13 protein-coding genes and 1 riboswitch are annotated in these 12,947 nt (G+C 61.3%); of the genes, 11 read left to right on the top strand and 2 right to left on the bottom strand.

The window, feature by feature from the left end; genetic code table 11:
- Positions 1 to 12: 12 nt before the first annotated feature.
- From HP062_RS11540 to HP062_RS11520, 5 genes are all read left to right on the top strand, one after another.
- Positions 13 to 1,086, top strand: coding sequence for an AI-2E family transporter (locus HP062_RS11540; RefSeq protein ID WP_010456806.1), 1,074 nt, complete (start codon positions 13 to 15; stop codon positions 1,084 to 1,086).
- Positions 1,087 to 1,316: 230 nt separating this feature from the next.
- Positions 1,317 to 2,021, top strand: coding sequence for a DnaA regulatory inactivator Hda (gene hda / locus HP062_RS11535; RefSeq protein WP_010456804.1), 705 nt, complete (start codon positions 1,317 to 1,319; stop codon positions 2,019 to 2,021).
- A gap of 214 nt (positions 2,022 to 2,235) precedes the next feature.
- Positions 2,236 to 2,862 carry a C40 family peptidase gene (locus tag HP062_RS11530; RefSeq protein WP_010456802.1) on the top strand — a complete coding sequence of 209 codons (627 nt, stop codon included), beginning with the start codon at positions 2,236 to 2,238 and terminating at the stop codon, positions 2,860 to 2,862.
- A gap of 219 nt (positions 2,863 to 3,081) precedes the next feature.
- Complete coding sequence (locus tag HP062_RS11525) at positions 3,082 to 3,618, top strand: C40 family peptidase (RefSeq protein ID WP_172791429.1); 537 nt, start codon at positions 3,082 to 3,084, stop codon at positions 3,616 to 3,618.
- 22 nt (positions 3,619 to 3,640) lie between these two features.
- Positions 3,641 to 4,294, top strand: a complete 654-nt coding sequence (locus HP062_RS11520) for an O-methyltransferase (protein ID WP_077749784.1) — start codon at positions 3,641 to 3,643, stop codon at positions 4,292 to 4,294.
- Between the two features lie 102 nt (positions 4,295 to 4,396).
- Here the strand turns inward: HP062_RS11520 and HP062_RS11515 are convergent, their stop codons facing one another.
- Both HP062_RS11515 and HP062_RS11510 read right to left on the bottom strand, forming a co-directional pair.
- The gene (locus HP062_RS11515) at positions 4,397 to 5,710 is read right to left on the bottom strand and encodes a sorbosone dehydrogenase family protein (RefSeq protein ID WP_077749785.1); all 1,314 of its coding nucleotides are present in this window, start codon (positions 5,708 to 5,710) and stop codon (positions 4,397 to 4,399) included.
- A gap of 67 nt (positions 5,711 to 5,777) precedes the next feature.
- Positions 5,778 to 6,362 (bottom strand): hypothetical protein, encoded by a 585-nt coding sequence (locus HP062_RS11510; protein ID WP_077749786.1) that lies wholly within the window; start codon positions 6,360 to 6,362, stop codon positions 5,778 to 5,780.
- A gap of 155 nt (positions 6,363 to 6,517) precedes the next feature.
- Positions 6,518 to 6,751: riboswitch (cobalamin riboswitch) on the top strand.
- A gap of 79 nt (positions 6,752 to 6,830) precedes the next feature.
- On the opposite strand from HP062_RS11510, the gene cobO reads away from it, so the two are divergent.
- The 6 genes from cobO to HP062_RS11480 are packed head-to-tail and all read left to right on the top strand — an operon-like array spanning position 6,831 to position 12,835.
- A complete protein-coding gene (gene cobO / locus HP062_RS11505) occupies positions 6,831 to 7,442 on the top strand; it encodes a cob(I)yrinic acid a,c-diamide adenosyltransferase (RefSeq protein WP_077749787.1) in 612 nt (203 codons plus the stop codon).
- Between the two features lie 10 nt (positions 7,443 to 7,452).
- A complete protein-coding gene (locus HP062_RS11500) occupies positions 7,453 to 8,850 on the top strand; it encodes a cobyrinate a,c-diamide synthase (protein WP_172791428.1) in 1,398 nt (465 codons plus the stop codon).
- Positions 8,847 to 9,497, top strand: coding sequence for a 5,6-dimethylbenzimidazole synthase (gene bluB / locus HP062_RS11495; RefSeq protein WP_172791427.1), 651 nt, complete (start codon positions 8,847 to 8,849; stop codon positions 9,495 to 9,497). The genes HP062_RS11500 and bluB overlap by 4 nt, the downstream gene beginning before the upstream one ends.
- Entirely contained in the window at positions 9,494 to 10,402 is a 909-nt protein-coding gene (gene cbiB / locus HP062_RS11490) for an adenosylcobinamide-phosphate synthase CbiB (RefSeq protein ID WP_145305820.1), read from the top strand. The genes bluB and cbiB overlap by 4 nt, the downstream gene beginning before the upstream one ends.
- Complete coding sequence (cobD, locus tag HP062_RS11485; RefSeq protein WP_010456784.1) at positions 10,395 to 11,387, top strand: threonine-phosphate decarboxylase CobD; 993 nt, start codon at positions 10,395 to 10,397, stop codon at positions 11,385 to 11,387. Before cbiB ends, cobD begins: the two co-directional genes overlap by 8 nt.
- Positions 11,384 to 12,835 carry a cobyric acid synthase gene (locus tag HP062_RS11480; protein ID WP_172791426.1) on the top strand — a complete coding sequence of 484 codons (1,452 nt, stop codon included), beginning with the start codon at positions 11,384 to 11,386 and terminating at the stop codon, positions 12,833 to 12,835. Before cobD ends, HP062_RS11480 begins: the two co-directional genes overlap by 4 nt.
- Positions 12,836 to 12,947: the final 112 nt, after the last annotated feature.

The following is a 12,947-nucleotide window of genomic DNA, read 5'->3' as shown; positions in this document are numbered from 1 at the left end:
ATGGAGTGGTACATGGCGGATACGCGGCGTTGGTTCTGGTTGGGTGGGGTGGTTCTGCTCTGCGTGTTTGTCTGGTTGTTGCATCCGATCCTGACGCCCTTTCTGGTCGCGTTGCTGCTGGCCTATCTGTTCGATCCGTTGGTGGATCGGCTGGAAAAGGCCGGTCTGTCACGCACCTGGGGCGTGGTGGCGGTGTTTGCGCTGATCACCTTGATCTTCACCACATTGCTGCTGGTGCTGGTGCCGATGCTCGCCAAGCAGTTGTTTCGCTTGTATGAACTGGCGCCGCAGATGCTTGACTGGCTGCAGCACACTGCACTGCCGTGGGCGCAATCAAAATTCGGACTGTCGGATAACTTCTGGAAGTTCGACAAGCTCAAGGCCGCGATCAGCGAACACATGGGTCAGACCACCGACATCGTCGGGGTGGTGCTGAGTCAGGCGACGGCGTCCGGGCTGGCGTTGATCGGTTGGCTGGCGAATCTGGTGCTGATCCCTGTAGTGAGTTTCTACCTGCTGCGGGACTGGGATCTGATGATGGCCAAGATCCGCAGCCTGCTTCCCCGTGATCGTGAAGAACGCGTCGTGACCCTGGCGGGCGAATGCCATGAGGTGTTGGGGGCATTTGTGCGCGGGCAGTTGCTGGTGATGCTGGCGCTGGGCGTGATCTACGCTGCGGGCTTGATGCTGGTGGGGCTGGAACTGGGGTTGTTGATCGGTCTGATCGCAGGCCTGGCGGCCATTGTGCCGTACATGGGGTTTGTCATCGGGATCGGCGCGGCGTTGATCGCCGGCCTGTTCCAGTTCGGTGGCGATCTGTATCCCATGATCGGCATCGTTGCGGTGTTCATGGTCGGGCAGGCACTGGAAGGCATGGTGCTGACGCCGTTGCTGGTGGGCGATCGTATCGGTCTGCACCCGGTGGCGGTGATCTTCGCGATTCTGGCGGGGGGCGAACTGTTCGGCTTTACCGGCGTGTTGCTGGCGTTGCCGGTGGCGGCGGTGATCATGGTGCTGGTGCGCCATGTGCATGATTTGTATAAGGATTCTGATATCTACAGTGGTGTCGACGAACCGGAGCTGTAAGAGTCGTTGAAGTCCTGTGGCGGGCGGCCTGGTTCCATGCCAGGTCGGCCCGTATCCCTCGCGCGGCTGTCACATGCGCCGCCAAAGAAACTGTCATGAAACCAGGGCGTTAACGCAAACCTTTGATTTTGCTTGTGGTCTGTCGCATTGTGCGACCCGCCTCACGGGTATAAACTTCGCAAACTTTACACAGAGGCCACTAACGGTTCCTTTGGAACTGTTCAGTCAGCATGAAACCGATTCAGCTGCCCCTAGGTGTGCGTCTGCGTGATGACGCTACCTTTATCAATTACTACCCAGGCGCCAATGCCGCTGCACTCGGCTATGTCGAGCGGCTATGCGAAGCCGACGCCGGCTGGACAGAAAGCCTGATTTATCTCTGGGGCAAGGACGGGGTAGGGCGCACGCACTTGTTGCAGGCCGCCTGCCTGCGCTTCGAACAACTGGGGGAGCCGGCGGTGTATCTGCCGCTGGCCGAGCTGCTGGACCGCGGCATCTCGATCCTCGACAACCTCGAACAATACGAACTGGTCTGCCTGGATGATTTGCAGGCCGTGGCTGGCCGGGCGGATTGGGAAGAGGCGTTGTTCCATCTGTTCAATCGTCTGCGCGACAGCGGTCGGCGTCTGTTGATTGCTGCATCAACCTCGCCGCGCGAACTGCCGGTGAAACTGGCTGACCTGAAATCGCGCCTGACCCTGGCACTGATCTTCCAGATGCGTCCGCTCTCTGACGAAGACAAATTGCGCGCCTTGCAACTGCGTGCATCCCGTCGCGGCCTGCACCTGACCGATGAAGTCGGGCATTTTATTTTGACTCGCGGTACCCGCAGCATGAGCGCGCTTTTCGAGCTGCTTGAGCGTCTCGATCAGGCCTCCCTTCAAGCTCAGCGCAAGCTGACGATTCCGTTCCTGAAAGAAACCCTAGGCTGGTAAAACCTAAGCTTGGCGGGGGTTTTTGGCATATTTCAGGCGCCAGAAAATCCGCTTTCCTGCAGGGTGCAGGCTGCGCGAGTGTCTAAATGGGGCTTAAGCGCTTAGATGTAATCGCGAAACCGGGAAGTCACATAAAGTTCGATTGAATTTGCAAATGAGGATGATAGCGGGCATAGTCTCGGCTTCTTTACAACTATCAGCCACGGTCGTGCCCATGCTAAAGCGCTTCGCACCCCTCGTGCCTCTCGCACTCGTCACCCTGTTGTTCGGTTGCGCTGCCCACTCCCCAGTGACTCAGCAAGAGCAACAACAGCAGGTCAAGAATTCAGTTACTGCGCAGTCTTCTTCCGTTCTTTTCCAGGAAGAGCTAGCCACCGATAAAGAACTGGCAAACTTCGCCGATGGCAAGTCGTACCAGCTTCCGGTTCTGGCTGACAGCATCCTCGAGCGTGGCATGTCCCTGATCGGTACCCGTTACCGTTTCGGCGGCACCTCCGAGGCTGGCTTCGATTGCAGCGGTTTCATCGGTTATCTGTTTCGTGAAGAAGCCGGCATGAACCTGCCGCGCTCCACTCGCGAAATGATCAACGTCGACGCTCCGCTGGTAGCTCGCAGCGCGCTGAAGCCGGGTGATCTGCTGTTCTTCGCCACCAATGGTCGTCGTGGTCGTGTCAGTCACGCCGGGATCTACCTGGGTGACAACCAGTTCATCCATTCCAGCAGCCGCAAAAGCGGTGGTGTCCGGGTCGATAGCCTGGGCGACAGCTACTGGAGCAAGACCTTCATCGAAGCCAAACGCGCCCTCGCGATGGCTCCGACCGTGGTCACTGCACGCAAATAAGGCTTAACCTGTCGCCACGTGGGTGGCGACAACTACCTCTTCGCAACGAAGTAGGCGGACACTTTGTAAGGCGAACTTAAAGTCTTACTTGAAGTTTGGCCCATAGCCGCTAGAATCCAGATCTATTATTGATGGCAAACCGCCTGCGTCCTGCGCAGGCGGTTTTCTTTTCTGCCTTCCCGGCAGAAAAAGCCGCAGCCAGATCAGGATGTTCTGCTTATGACGATGTCGGCCCGCCTCGCAATCATGTTCTTCGCAGCGCTGCTCAGCGCCTGCGCCAGTCGCACACCGCCGCCTGCGCCGGTGGTTCGTGCACCCATTGTTTTCGGTAACCCACAACCCTTTTCCCCCGTGGCAGAAGACGTGCTGTTCCGCGCGCTGGGCCTGGTGGGCACGCCGTATCGTTGGGGGGGCAACACGCCGGATTCGGGCTTCGATTGCAGCGGCCTGATCGGTTACGTCTACCATGACGTCACCGGTATTTCCCTGCCGCGTACCACCCGAGAAATGATCAGCATGCAGGCGGCCAACGTCGGCAAGGAAGGCCTGCAAACCGGTGACTTGATCTTCTTCGCCACCAATGGCGGATCCCAGGTCAGTCATGCCGGTATCTACGTCGGTGAAGGTCGCTTCGTTCATGCGCCGGCCACTGGCGGCACGGTGAAGCTCGACAGCCTGTCCAAGGCTTACTGGCAGAAGGCTTATCTGAGCGCCAAGCGCGTTCTGCAGCCTGAACACCTGGCGCGCAATCCGTAGCGTCCTGTCCGAAGAGGTTGTCATGACCGCTCGCACTCTCAATCTCGACGATGCCCTGTATCAATACCTGCTCGACGTTTCCCTGAGGGAAACGCCGCTGCTCAAGCGCTTGCGCGACGAAACCCAGGCGATGCCAATGGCGCGCTGGCAGGTAGCGCCGGAGCAGGGGCAGTTCCTCGCGTTATTGGTCAAACTCATTGGTGCCAAGCGCTTGCTGGAAGTCGGTACGTTTACCGGTTACAGCGCCCTGTGCATGGCCGCTGCATTGCCGCAGGGCGGTTCGCTGATTTGCTGCGACATTCCCGGCGACTACAACGCTATCGCACGCCGTTATTGGCAGGAAGCGGGGCTGGCCGAGCGAATTGACCTGCGGCTGGCCCCTGCACTGGAAACGCTCGCTATGCTGGATCAGCCGGAGGCGTTCGACCTGATCTTCATTGATGCCGACAAGTCCAACTATCCGAACTATCTGGAGCATGCACTGCGTCTGCTGCGCGTCGGCGGGCTGGCGGTGTTCGATAACACGCTGTGGAGTGGGCGGGTGCTTGAGGAGAATCCCGAGAGTGCAGACACCCGAGCCATCCAGGCGCTCAATCGCGCCTTGAAGAATGACGTGCGTGTGGATCTGTCGTTGTTGCCGTTGGGTGATGGGCTCACGCTCTGTCGTAAACGCTGATCCTTGTAGGAGCGAGGCTTGCCCGCGAAGGCGTCGGCACATCCAACATTGATGTTGCCTGTCCTACAGCCTTCGCGGGCAAGCCTCGCTCCTACACGGTGGCTATTTAGCGGCCGAAACGCGCCACACCTTGTTTCCCACATCATCGGCCACCAGCAAAGCGCCCTGCTGATCAATCACCACGCCTACGGGCCGACCCATGGCTTTTTCATCTTCGTTGAGGAAGCCTGTCAGTACATCAACCGGTTGACCGGTCGGCTTGCCACCCGCGAACGGGACGAAAATCACTTTATAGCCACTGTGCGGCTTGCGATTCCAGGAGCCGTGCTGGCCGATGAAGGCGCCTTCCTTGAATTGCGCGGGAAGTGTGTTGCCCTCGGCAAACGACAGGCCCAGCGATGCGGTATGTGGGCCGACCGCATAATCCGGAGCAATGGCCTTGGCCACCAGATCTGGGTTTTGCGGCTCGACGCGGATATCGACGTGCTGGCCGTAGTAGCTGAAGGGCCAGCCGTAGAACCCGCCGTCTTTCACCGACGTGATGTAGTCCGGCACCAGGTCGCTGCCGATTTCGTCGCGCTCATTGACCGCCGTCCACAGGGCGCCGGTCTGAGGTTCCCAGGCCAAGCCGTTCGGATTACGAATCCCCGAGGCGAAGATCCGGTGATTGCCGGTGGCGCGATCCACTTCCCAGATCGCCGCACGACCTTCCTCCTGATCCAGGCCGTTTTCGCCGACGTTGCTGTTGGAGCCGACGGTGACGTACAGCTTGCTCCCGTCCTTGCTGGCGATGACGTTTTTGGTCCAGTGGTGATTCAACGTGCCGCCCGGCAGATCGACCACCTTGATCGGCTGCGACTTGATTGCGGTGTCGCCATTTTCATAATGAAAGCGCAGCAAGCGGTCGGTATCGGCGACATACAGGTCATTGCCGACCAGGGTCATGCCGAAGGGCGAATTGAGGTTTTCCAGGAACACCGTGCGGGTTTCGGCGATGCCGTCGTGGTCCTTGTCCCGCAGCAGCGTGATGCGGTTGGGGCTAGGGACGCCGGCGCCGGCGCGGCCCATGACTTTGCCCATCACCCAGCCGCGAATGCCTTTGCCGTCATCGGGTTTGGGAGGGGCATTGGTTTCCGCCACCAATACATCGCCGTTGGGCAGCACGTAGAGCCAGCGCGGGTGATCGAGCCCTTCGGCAAATGCCGCTACCTGAGTGCCTGCCGCAGCGGTGGGTTTTGCACCCTCCGGCCAGCCGATCGCCGGGGCGATATTCACCGTCGGGATCAGGGTCTTGTTCGGCTCGGGCAGCTTGGGTGACGGGCCGGTGCCGTCGGAGACTTGCAGGCTGGAGGTTTCACCACAGGCGGCGAGCCCTCCGGCGAGCGCGATGACGAGAACGAGCTGGGGCTTGCGCATGCTGGACTTCCCTATGAATGCATTGACTTAGTCATAGAGAAGCTTAGACGCGCGATGGTTCAACCGGTCAGCCGCGGGCTTCCTTGAGCAGCACGGCGATGCCGGGGTGATAGTGACCGGCTTCGTTGCGCAACTTGCGATAGGCGTACGGGAAATACCAGGCCACGGCGCAGCTGTGTTCCTTTTGCAGGTCGTCGACCATGTCCTGGAGTTCTTCCGGGGTCGCGCTCTGTTGGGCCTTTTGTGGCGCAACGAACAGGCAGCCGAGTTTCAGGTCGCTGGCGTAGCTGATGCGTTTGGCGTCGCTGGTGATGTCCTGCAGCGCCTGGCTCAGGTTCAGGCTGTTGACCTTCGGCCAGCGTTGAGTGGCCTGAAGGTAGGCGCGTTCTTCGGCGGTGGCGATAAACAGGTCGGCGCGGCTGTTGCGTTCGCCTTCTTCGTTCTGTTTACGGGTCGGCGTTTGTTGCAGCGTGACCATTTCCGCCATCCAGGCCGCGGCGCAGAGCAGGCCAAGGTTGGCTTTCTCGTCGTACCAATAAGGCGTGTCGTTATCGCCGCGCACGGCGTTAAAGCGGTCGATACAGTCAAACCAGCGTTCCAGCACCGGTCGCAGGAATTCCAGCTTCGGATTACTGATGATCATGCCTTGCATGTCGCTCACCCTTGTAATTGTGTTGTTGGGTTTATGGCGCTTTGATATCACTGCTGGCAGTATGGCGCAAGATTGACGTCAGGTTATTGATGGGCGGCAGTCTATCGAGAATCCGTGCCCTGTCTTCAATTGACGCTCCCCCCCCAACCCTCTAACCTTCGCGGCTTGTTTCAGGTGCTCTGTGGCGAAGCCGACAGAGTGAAACAGGGAAGCCGGTGAGTGACTCTCTTCAAGCGACGAAGAGTCATGATCCCGGCGCTGCCCCCGCAACGGTAAATGAGTAAAGACTGCGTCTTGAGCCACTGTGTCGACTGTCGATATGGGAAGGCGCGCAGTCCGGCGCAAGCCGCTCATGAGCCCGGAGACCGGCCTGATTCATCCAACGGCATCACGGTGGGCGATGCCAGGCTTGTTGCCGTCTATTCTTGTGCCTGCCCGCCGTTATCCAGCCTCAACGGAGAGCTCCCCATGACTGATTCCCCTGATCGTGACGAACGCCACCTGGCGCGCATGCAGCGCAAAAAAGCGGTGATCGACGAACGCATCGCCAACTCCCCGAACGAGTGCGGCCTGCTGCTGGTGCTGACCGGCAACGGCAAAGGCAAGAGCAGCTCGGCCTTCGGCATGCTCGCCCGGTCCATGGGCCACGGCATGCAGTGCGGCGTGGTGCAGTTCATCAAGGGCCGTAACAGCACCGGCGAAGAGCTGTTCTTCCGCCGCTTCCCGGAGCAGGTGCGTTTTCATGTGATGGGCGAGGGCTTCACTTGGGAAACCCAGGACCGCCAGCGTGACATCGCCGCCGCCGAGGCCGCATGGGCGGTGTCCCAGGAACTGCTGCGTGACCCGTCGATCGGTCTGGTGGTGCTGGATGAGTTGAACATCGCCCTCAAGCACGGCTACCTCGACCTCGATCAGGTTCTCAGTGATTTACAGGCGCGTCCGCCGATGCAGCACGTGGTGGTCACCGGTCGCGGCGCCAAGCCAGAGATGATCGAACTGGCCGACACAGTCACCGACATGGGCGTGATCAAGCACGCGTTCCAGGCCGGCATCAAAGCGCAAAAAGGCGTCGAGTTGTGAGCCGCACTTTATGAATAGTCATCGTCATTGCCCGGCGGTATTGATTGCCGCGCCGGCCTCCGGTCAGGGCAAGACCACCGTCACCGCCGCGCTGGCCCGTTTGCACCGCAATCAGGGGCGCAAGGTCCGCGTGTTCAAATGTGGCCCGGACTTTCTCGACCCGATGATTCTCGAACGCGCCAGCGGTGCGCCGGTGTATCAACTGGACATGTGGATGGTCGGCGAGCAGGAAAGTCGTCGTCTGTTATGGGAAGCGGCCGGGGAAGCCGACCTGATCCTGATAGAAGGCGTCATGGGCCTGTTCGACGGCACGCCGTCCAGCGCCGACCTGGCGCGGCACTTCGGTGTGCCGGTGCTCGGCGTGATCGACGGCACGGCCATGGCGCAGACCTTTGGTGCGTTGGCGTTGGGGCTGGCGAAGTATCAGCCGGACTTGCCGTTTGCCGGTGTACTGGCCAACCGCGTGGGCACGCTGCGTCATGCGCAATTGCTCGAAGGCAGCCTGACGGAAGGCTTGCGCTGGTACGGCGCCTTGTCGCGGGAAACCGGGATCGAATTGCCGAGTCGGCACCTCGGTCTGGTCCAGGCCAGCGAGTTGAACGATCTCGACCTGCGCCTCGATGCGGCGGCCGAATCGCTGGCCAGCAGTTGCGATGTGACGCTGCCGCCTGCCGTGGAGTTCGCCGGGCCCGACGTGATCGCCGCCGAGCCTTTGCTTAAAGGCATCCGAATTGCCGTGGCCCGTGATGAAGCGTTTGCCTTCACCTACGGCGCGAGCCTGGACTTGCTGCGGGCCATGGGCGCCGAGTTGCTGTTCTTCTCGCCGATCCGCGATGCTGATCTACCGGAAGCTGACAGCCTTTATCTGCCGGGCGGTTATCCGGAACTGCACCATGTGGCGCTGTCACAGAACACCTCGATGCTCGACGCGATCCGCGCCCATCATGCTGCCGGCAAACCGTTGCTGGCCGAGTGCGGCGGGATGTTGTACCTGCTCGATTCGTTGACTGATGTCGAGGGAACTCGCGCCGAACTGGTGGGCTTGCTCAAAGGTGATGCGGTGATGCAAAAGCGTCTGGCCGCGCTGGCGTTGCAAGCGGTTGAGTTGCCGGAAGGTTCACTGCGTGGGCACACCTATCACCATTCGTTGACCAGCACCGAACTTGAGCCGATTGCCCGTGGACTCAGTCCGAACGGCGGGCGTGGGGCGGAGGCGGTTTACCGTGAGGGGCGGATGACCGCCTCTTATGTGCATTTTTATTTTCCGTCCAATCCCACCGCAGTCGCCGCGCTTTTTGCGCCTGACCTTGATGCCGCCTTCGCGAGCAGGCCGAATCGTCGCACCGTCGCTCCTACAATGGATCACCTAACCCCTGTAGGAGCGAGCCTGCTCGCGAAGAGGCCATGACCGACAACGCATTCTCCGAAGCCGAACGCGAAGCGGTCTACCGAGCCATCGCCGAACGTCGCGACATGCGCCACTTCAGCGGCGGCACCGTCGAGCCCGAGTTGTTGCGGCGTCTGCTCGAAGCCGCCCACCAGGCCCCGAGCGTCGGCCTGATGCAGCCCTGGCGCTTCATCCGCATCAGCGACCGGGCCCTGCGAGGCAACATCCAGCGACTGGTGGAGGAAGAACGCATCCGCACCGCCGAAGCCCTCGGCGAGCGCACTGACGAATTCATGAAGCTCAAGGTCGAAGGCATCAACGACTGCGCCGAGGTGTTGGTCGCCGCGCTCATGGATGATCGCGAGCGCCACATCTTCGGTCGTCGCACCTTGCCGGAAATGGACATGGCCTCGCTGTCCTGCGCGATCCAGAACTTCTGGCTGGCCTCCCGCGCCGAAGGTCTGGGCATGGGCTGGGTGTCACTGTTCGAACCGCAAGCGCTGGCGGACCTGCTGGGTTTGCCACCCGGGGCCAAGCCGTTGGCGGTTCTTTGCCTCGGCCCGGTCAAGGAATTCTATGCGGCGCCGATGCTGGTACTCGAAGGGTGGGCGCAGGCGCGTCCGCTCAGTGAGTTGCTGTATGAAAATTATTGGGGAGTGAGTCAATGAGTGTGGCGTTATTGAGCGTCGCCGCGGTTGCGCTGGACGCGCTGCTGGGTGAACCCAAACGCTGGCATCCGCTGGTGGCGTTCGGCCGTTTTGCCGACCGCATCGAGCAACGTTTCAACGGTGAGGGACGTGGCTGGCGCAGCCATGGCGTCACCGCGTGGGTAATCGCGGTCGTGCCGCTGACCTTGCTCGCCACGGCTTTTTCCTGGGCACCATATGTGGGCTGGATTGTCGAGATTCTCGCGCTCTATTGCGCCCTCGGCATGCGTAGCCTTGGTGAGCACGTCGAGCCGGTGGCCAAGGCTTTGCGCAGCGATGATCTGGACGAAGCCCGCAAGCGCGTGGGTTATTTGGTCAGCCGTCAGACCAGTGAACTGGATCAAACCGAAGTGGCCCGTGCCGCCACTGAATCTGTCCTGGAGAACGGCAGCGATGCGGTATTTGCTGCGCTGTTCTGGTTTGCCGTGGCCGGTGCGCCCGGTGTGGTGCTCTATCGCTTGAGTAACACCCTCGATGCCATGTGGGGTTACCGCAACGAACGCTTCGAACGTTTCGGTTGGGCGGCGGCGAAGATCGACGATGTCCTCAACTACATGCCTGCACGCCTGGTGGCGTTGACCTACGCGCTGCTGGGCAAAACCCGACTGGCCTTGAAATGCTGGCGCACCCAGGGCCCGACCTGGGACAGCCCCAACGCCGGGCCCGTCATGGCGGCCGGTGCCGGTGCGCTCGGCGTCGAGTTGGGCGGGGCGGCGATCTATCACGGTGAATTGCATCAGCGCCCGCAACTGGGCGAAGGCGTGCCGGCGGATGCCGATTCCATCGACCGTGGCTGGCAATTGGTTCAGCGCGGGGTATGGTTATGGCTGCTGATTCTCTGCGTGGGAGCTGAATTCTATGCTTGAGCACGGTGGTCGCTTGCGCAAGGCCGCGCTCGAATATGGCATTGCCGAAGCTGACTGGCTGGACCTGTCCAGCGGTCTCGCGCCGTGGCCATTCCCGATCCCGGACATTCCGTTGCGCGCCTGGGCGCGCTTGCCGGAAACCGATGATGGTCTGGAGCAGGCTGCTTGCGATTATTACGGCACCGGACAGGTGCTGCCGGTGGCCGGTTCGCAAATGGCCATCCAGTTACTGCCGCGTTTGCGTCGGGCCGGTAAGGTCGGCGTGCTGTCGCCGTGTTACGCCGAACACGCGCACGCATGGCGCAGCAATGGTTACATCGTGCGCGAGGTGCTGGAGCAGGAAGTCGACTTCTATATCGACAGCCTCGACGTGCTGGTGGTGGTCAACCCGAACAACCCGACAGGCTTGAGCCTGAGCCCGAGTCGCTTGCTCGACTGGCATGCCCGACTGGCCTCGCGCGGCGGCTGGCTGGTGGTGGACGAAGCGTTCATGGACAACACGCCGGCGTTGAGCCTCGCGCCGTTTGCCCATCAGGTCGGCCTGATCGTGCTACGTTCCTTCGGCAAGTTTTTTGGCTTGGCCGGTGTGCGGTTGGGCTTTGTGCTGGCTGAGCGCAAGTTGCTCAAGTTGCTCGCCGAGCAGGTGGGCCCGTGGGCGGTCAGCGGGCCGACACGGGTGTTGGGCCAAGCCTGTTTGCTGGACACCGAAGGCCATGCAAGGCAGCGCGCGCGCAGCGAAGAGGCCGGCAAACGCCTGGCACTTTTACTTGGGCAGTATGGTTTGCAGCCGCAGGGTGGCTGCGCCTTGTTTCAATGGCTGATGACCGAGCATGCCGAAGCGCTTCACGAGTTCATGGCCAGGCGCGGCATCTTGCTGCGGCTGTTCGCCCACAACAGCAGCGTGCGTTTCGGCTTGCCGGCGGATGAAGCCGATTGGCTGCGTCTTGAGCAAGCCCTTCAAGCCTTCGTAAAGGAAGCCCAATGACAACATTGATGGTGCAGGGCACCACCTCCGACGCCGGTAAAAGCACGCTGGTGACGGCGTTGTGTCGCTGGGTCACGCGTCAGGGCGTGCGCGTCGTGCCGTTCAAACCGCAGAACATGGCCCTCAACAGTGCCGTGACCGCCGACGGCGGCGAGATCGGCCGCGCCCAGGCGGTGCAGGCCCAGGCGGCCAACCTGGAACCGCACACTGACATGAATCCGGTGCTGCTCAAGCCCAACAGCGACACCGGCGCCCAAGTCATCATCCATGGTCGCGCGGTCACGACCATGAACGCCGTCGCCTATCACGACTACAAAGCCATCGCCATGCAAGCCGTGCTGGCTTCCCATGAACGATTGAGCGCGGCGTATCCGGTGGTCATGGTCGAAGGCGCGGGCTCGCCGGCCGAGATCAATCTGCGTGCCGGCGACATTGCCAACATGGGCTTTGCCGAAGCGGTGGATTGTCCGGTGGTGTTGATCGCCGACATCAATCGCGGCGGGGTGTTCGCGCATCTGGTGGGCACGCTGGAACTGCTGTCGCCGACCGAGCAGGCCCGGGTCAAAGGCTTCATCATCAACCGTTTTCGCGGTGACCTCGCCTTGCTGCAACCCGGCCTCGATTGGCTGGAAGCGCGCACCGGCAAGCCGGTGATCGGCGTGCTGCCGTATGTGATGGATTTGCACCTGGAAGCCGAGGACGGCATCGATCAGCGCCAGACCGACAAGGCTGAACGCGTGCTCAAAGTGCTGGTGCCGGTGCTGCCGCGCATCAGCAATCACACCGATTTCGATCCGTTGCGCCTGCATCCGCAAGTCGACCTGCAATTCATCGGCCCCGGCCAGGCAATCCCGCCGGCTGATCTGATCATTCTTCCCGGCTCGAAAAGTGTGCGCAGTGATCTTGCGTGCCTGCGGGCCAATGGTTGGGACGCGGCCATCAATCGCCATCTGCGCTATGGCGGAAAAGTGCTGGGGATTTGCGGCGGTCTGCAGATGCTCGGTGAGCAGGTGCACGATCCGCTGGGCCTCGAAGGCGCGCCAGGTTCCAGTGCTGGCCTGGGCTTGCTGGCGTTCGAAACACAGCTCGAAGAAGAGAAGCAATTGCGCAATGTGCGCGGTCGTCTGGCGCTGGAGGATGCGCAGGTCAGTGGCTATGAAATCCATGCCGGGGTGACCACCGGGCCAGCGCTGGAAAACGCTGCGGTGCAGCTGGACGATGGTCGCTGCGATGGCGCGCAAAGTGTTGACGGGCAGATTTTCGGCACCTACCTGCACGGCCTGTTTGAATCCCCGGCGGCGTGCAGCGCGCTGCTGCGCTGGGCGGGTTTGCAGGAGGTGCAGGACGTGGATTACCACGGGTTGCGCGAGCGGGATATCGAGCGGTTGGCGGATCTGGTGGAGAAGCATTTGGATACCGCGTTGTTGCGTGAGCTCTGCGGTTTTTGAGAGGACGCTTTCGCGGGCAAGCCTCGCTCCTACAAGGTCAAGAGCGGCTCAGCCCCGAAGGAGCGAGGCTTGCCCGCGAATAGGCCGGCAGCTACACCGCATATTTAAGGAA

Origin of the sequence: Pseudomonas sp. B14-6 (genome assembly GCF_013260315.1) — a bacterium.
In the GTDB taxonomy this organism is placed as follows: domain Bacteria; phylum Pseudomonadota; class Gammaproteobacteria; order Pseudomonadales; family Pseudomonadaceae; genus Aquipseudomonas; species Aquipseudomonas mandelii.
Note: the sequence above shows the minus strand (reverse complement) of the source record. Positions and strands in the feature narration are given on the sequence as shown.

Excerpts from the sequence above, each read along its gene's own strand:
- HP062_RS11520 (WP_077749784.1), top strand. The coding sequence starts at position 3,641 with ATGACCGCTCGCACTCTCAATCTCGACGATGCCCTGTATCAATACCTG.
- HP062_RS11525 (WP_172791429.1), top strand. The coding sequence starts at position 3,082 with ATGACGATGTCGGCCCGCCTCGCAATCATGTTCTTCGCAGCGCTGCTC.
- HP062_RS11500 (WP_172791428.1), top strand. The coding sequence starts at position 7,453 with ATGAATAGTCATCGTCATTGCCCGGCGGTATTGATTGCCGCGCCGGCC.
- HP062_RS11480 (WP_172791426.1), top strand. The coding sequence starts at position 11,384 with ATGACAACATTGATGGTGCAGGGCACCACCTCCGACGCCGGTAAAAGC.
- HP062_RS11510 (WP_077749786.1), bottom strand. The coding sequence starts at position 6,362 with ATGCAAGGCATGATCATCAGTAATCCGAAGCTGGAATTCCTGCGACCG.
- cobD (WP_010456784.1), top strand. The coding sequence starts at position 10,395 with ATGCTTGAGCACGGTGGTCGCTTGCGCAAGGCCGCGCTCGAATATGGC.
- cobO (WP_077749787.1), top strand. The coding sequence starts at position 6,831 with ATGACTGATTCCCCTGATCGTGACGAACGCCACCTGGCGCGCATGCAG.
- HP062_RS11540 (WP_010456806.1), top strand. The coding sequence starts at position 13 with ATGGCGGATACGCGGCGTTGGTTCTGGTTGGGTGGGGTGGTTCTGCTC.
- hda (WP_010456804.1), top strand. The coding sequence starts at position 1,317 with ATGAAACCGATTCAGCTGCCCCTAGGTGTGCGTCTGCGTGATGACGCT.
- cbiB (WP_145305820.1), top strand. The coding sequence starts at position 9,494 with ATGAGTGTGGCGTTATTGAGCGTCGCCGCGGTTGCGCTGGACGCGCTG.
- HP062_RS11530 (WP_010456802.1), top strand. The coding sequence starts at position 2,236 with ATGCTAAAGCGCTTCGCACCCCTCGTGCCTCTCGCACTCGTCACCCTG.
- bluB (WP_172791427.1), top strand. The coding sequence starts at position 8,847 with ATGACCGACAACGCATTCTCCGAAGCCGAACGCGAAGCGGTCTACCGA.
- HP062_RS11515 (WP_077749785.1), bottom strand. The coding sequence starts at position 5,710 with ATGCGCAAGCCCCAGCTCGTTCTCGTCATCGCGCTCGCCGGAGGGCTC.